This window comes from Pseudoduganella sp. RAF53_2, from assembly GCF_052113985.1.
Taxonomy (GTDB): Bacteria; Pseudomonadota; Gammaproteobacteria; order Burkholderiales; family Burkholderiaceae_D; genus Rugamonas.
In genome coordinates this window covers 1-4113 of sequence record NZ_JBFRDW010000558.1, presented here as the reverse complement: position 1 = coordinate 4113, position 4113 = coordinate 1, and the positions used below count along the sequence as shown (strand labels likewise).

Genomic DNA, 4113 nt, shown 5'->3' with positions numbered 1-4113 from the left:
GGACTATTTTTACGCAAGTGATCAAAGGTTTGCGTGAAGTGCATACCAATAAACTGCTGCATCTGGACCTGAAACCGGCCAATATCTATCTGCGCACGGACGGCACGCCCATGCTGCTGGACTTTGGTGCAGCGCGTCAGACGGTGAACACGGACAGCCCCAAGCTGATGCCGATGTACACGCCTGGCTTCGCCGGTCCCGAGCTGTACTCCAAGACCGAGACTCTGGGGCCGTGGACGGACGTCTACAGCATTGGCGCCTCCATGTTCGCCTGCATGGTGGGCCAGCCGCCGCAGCCGGCCGACCAGCGCCGCAAGGAAGACAAGATGGATGCCCACTTCGCCAAGCTCGATAGCGCCTACTCGCCTGAGCTGGTGAGGCTGGTCCGCTGGGCGCTGCAGATGGACCCGTTGGCCCGTCCGCAAAGCCTGTTCGAGTTCCAGAAGCTGCTGCAGCAGCCTGTCGCCGCGCCACCCAAGCCGCAGCCCGATGCGGGCACGCTGGGCAAACTGGGTGGCCATGTGCGCGGCCTGGCCGAGCGCATTGGCCTGGGACGTAAAAAAGAAGTTTCGCCGCGCACGCAAGATTAAGGGAGGCCGGCCATGCAATTTTCCGTTTATCAGCAGACCCATATCGGCGGCCGCAAGGTCAACCAGGACCGTATGGGCTACAGCTTCACGCGCGAGGCCCTGCTGCTCGTGCTGGCCGACGGCATGGGCGGACACGCCCGCGGCGAAATCGCCGCCGCCATCGCCACCCAGACGCTGTCGACCATGTTCCAGGAACAGGCCACGCCGTATGTGAAAGGGCCGGAGCGCTTCCTGGAGGACGCCTTCCACGCCGCGCATCGCGAAATCCACCGCTACACCGAGGAGCACAAGATGCCGGAATCGCCACGTACCACCATCGTGGCTTGCCTGGTGCAGCACAACACGGCCACCTGGGCGCACTGCGGCGATTCGCGCCTGTACTGGATGCGCAACGGTAAGGTCCACGGCCGCACGCGCGACCACTCGCATGTGGAGAACATGATCGAGAAGGGCCAGATTCCGGCGTCGGCGCGCGCGACGCATCCGGACCGCAATAAGCTCTACAACTGCCTGGGCGCCAACAGCGTGCCGCGCATCGACATCTCGGGCCGCGCCAGCCTGCTGCCGGGCGATACCCTGCTATTGTGCTCGGACGGCCTGTGGTCCATGATGACGGACGAAGAGATGGTGCAGTCCATGTCGACCCAGACCGTGGTGCGCGCCGTGCCGGACATGCTGTCCACTGCATTGCGCCGCGCCGGCGAGGGCAGTGATAATGTGACGGCGCTGGCCATCATGTGGCAGGGCCGTCTGGTGACGGACAGCACGCCAACGTCGACCCAGATGTCGTCCACCATGATCTCGACCGAGGGACTGCCGGACGATCTGGTGAGCACCACCATCCACGGCAAGTCGGAGATCGATGCGTTCGACGACGACGAAATTGAAAAAGCGATCGCGGAAATCCGCGGCGCTATCGAGAAATCTTCCCAAATACTGAAATAGGAATTCCATGACTTCTGTAACCCGCCCAAGCGGCCGTCCGGTTGATGCACTGCGCGCCATCCGCATCACGCGCGACTACACCAAGCACGCCGAAGGTTCGGTGCTGATCGAGTGCGGCGACACCAAGGTAATCTGCACCGCCAGCATCGAAGAGAAAGTGCCCGGCTTCCTGAAGGGCAAAGGCCAGGGCTGGATGACCGCCGAATACGGCATGCTGCCGCGCTCCACACACTCGCGCATGGACCGCGAGGCGGCCAAGGGCAAACAGAGCGGCCGCACGCAGGAAATCCAGCGCCTGATTGGCCGTTCGCTGCGCGCCGCCTTCGACCTGGAAGCGTTTGGCGAACGCACCCTGCACCTGGATTGCGATGTGATTCAGGCCGACGGCGGCACCCGCACCGCCTCCATCACGGGCGCCATGGTGGCGGCCTATGATGCGTTTTCGAAGTTGAAAGCGGCTGGCATGATCGAGTCGATTCCGGTCAAGCACTTTGTGGCCGCGATTTCGGTTGGCGTGTACCAGGGCGTACCGGTGCTGGATCTGGATTATCCGGAAGATTCGTCTTGCGATACCGACATGAACGTGATCATGACCGACAGCGGTTCCTTCGTTGAAGTGCAGGGCACCGCCGAAGGCGAGGCTTTCGATCGCAGCGTCATGAACCGCCTGCTCGACCTGGCCGAAGGCGGCATCAAGGACCTGATCAAGCTGCAAAAGCAATCGCTCGGCATTACCGGCTGAGTGTGAGGGGCCGGCAAGTCGTTTAAAATATCGGCTCCGTCAAAAGAGCCGATATCCATGACCCAACGCATCGTTCTCGCATCGAACAACAAAGGCAAGCTCAAGGAATTCAACGAGCTGCTCTCGACCATTGGCTTTTCCGTGCATCCGCAGGAAGAGTTCAACGTGTCGGAGTCGCCTGAGCCTTTCCACACCTTTGTCGAAAATGCATTGACCAAGGCGCGCCACGCTGCGCGCCAGACCGGCCTGCCTGCGCTGGCTGATGATTCCGGCGTATGCGTCAATGCGCTGAATGGCGCGCCAGGCGTGTACTCTGCGCGCTATGCGGGCGAGCCGAAATTGGATGCCGCCAACAGCGCAAAACTGATCGACGACCTGTCCGCATTCGACGATAAATCGGCCTACTATTACTGCGTGCTGGTCTACGTGCGCCACGCCGACGATCCGCAGCCCATCATTGCCGATGGCCGCTGGGATGGCGAGATTTCGCCTGAAGCGCGTGGGCAGGGCGGCTTTGGCTACGATCCGTACTTCCTGATTCCATCGCTGGGCAAGCATGTGGCCGAGCTGGCGCCGGAAGAGAAGAACCGCCTGTCCCATCGCGGCCAGGCCCTGCGTGCATTGGTAGAGAAGCTGAAATGRTCCCGATCAAACCGGTGGGCAGCAAGAACGCTACCCGGACCATCGACAGCGCTGCCGGCGTGGCGGCGCAATATCTGCAACCGGGCGCGCTGAATTTGTCGGCGCTGCCGCCGCTGTCGCTGTACATCCACTGGCCCTGGTGCGTGCGCAAATGCCCATACTGCGACTTCAATTCGCACGAAGCGAAGGGCGAGGTGCCGGAACAGGAATACCTGGCCGCGCTGCGCGCCGACCTGGAAATGGCGCTGCCCCTGATCTGGGGCCGCAAGATTTATACGGTCTTCATCGGCGGCGGTACGCCTTCGCTGATGTCCGCCGCCGGCATGGACCAGCTGATGTCCGATCTGCGCTCGCTGCTGCCGCTGGACGGCGCGGCCGAGATTACGATGGAAGCCAACCCCGGCACCTTTGAGGCGGAGAAGTTCAAGTCCTATCGCGCCAGCGGCATCAACCGCCTGTCGATCGGCATCCAGAGCTTCAATTCCGGACACCTGAAGGCATTGGGCCGCATTCACGATTCGAACGAAGCGCGCCGCGCCGTCGAAATCGCGCAGGCGAATTTTGACAACTTCAACCTGGACCTGATGTACGCGCTGCCCAGCCAGACGCTGGCCGAAGCGCGCGCGGATCTCGAAACGGCGCTGTCCTTCAAGCCGCCGCACCTGTCGTTGTATCACCTGACGATGGAGCCGAACACGCTGTTCGCGAAATATCCGCCGCAGCTACCGGACGACGACACCAGCGCCGATATGCAGGACATGATTGCTGACCTCACCGGCGCGGCGGGCTTTGGGCATTACGAAGTCTCCGCTTATGCGCAGCCGGGCCACCAGGCGCGCCACAATCTGAATTACTGGCAGTTCGGGGATTATCTCGGCATCGGCGCGGGCGCGCATTCCAAGCTGTCCTTCCCGCACCGCGTGCTGCGCCAGGCGCGCTTCAAGCATCCACGTTCGTATATGGACGCGGTGAAGGCGGGTAATCCGGTGCAGGAGGAACGCGAGATTGGTCGCGATGAGATGGGCTTTGAGTTCATGCTCAATGCGCTGCGCTTGCAGGACGGCTTCGAACCGAACCTGTTCTCCGAACGCACCGGGCTGGCGATGAACGTCATAGAAAAGGCCCTTAACGCCGCTGAGGCGAAGGGCCTTCTGTACCGCGATTACCAGCTGATCAAACCAACCGAACTAGGTC

General features: G+C 61.9%; 4 protein-coding genes and 1 pseudogene. All 5 read left to right on the top strand.

What is annotated here, in order from left to right; genetic code table 11:
* The coding region (locus tag AB4Z11_RS25260) for a serine/threonine protein kinase (RefSeq protein ID WP_442028529.1) at positions 1 to 590 on the top strand (590 nt) is incomplete at its 5' end.
* A 12-nt stretch (positions 591 to 602) separates the two neighbouring features.
* Positions 603 to 1535 carry a PP2C family protein-serine/threonine phosphatase gene (locus AB4Z11_RS25255; protein ID WP_442028528.1) on the top strand — a complete coding sequence of 311 codons (933 nt, stop codon included), beginning with the start codon at positions 603 to 605 and terminating at the stop codon, positions 1533 to 1535.
* Positions 1536 to 1542: 7 nt separating this feature from the next.
* A complete protein-coding gene (rph, locus tag AB4Z11_RS25250; RefSeq protein ID WP_442028527.1) occupies positions 1543 to 2277 on the top strand; it encodes a ribonuclease PH in 735 nt (244 codons plus the stop codon).
* A gap of 57 nt (positions 2278 to 2334) precedes the next feature.
* Positions 2335 to 2916, top strand: a pseudogene (gene rdgB / locus AB4Z11_RS25245) (RdgB/HAM1 family non-canonical purine NTP pyrophosphatase); the annotation flags it as partial.
* A partial coding sequence (gene hemW / locus AB4Z11_RS25240; protein ID WP_442028526.1) for a radical SAM family heme chaperone HemW occupies positions 2916 to 4113 on the top strand: 1198 nt, incomplete at its 3' end. The pseudogene rdgB and the gene hemW, both read left to right, overlap by 1 nt.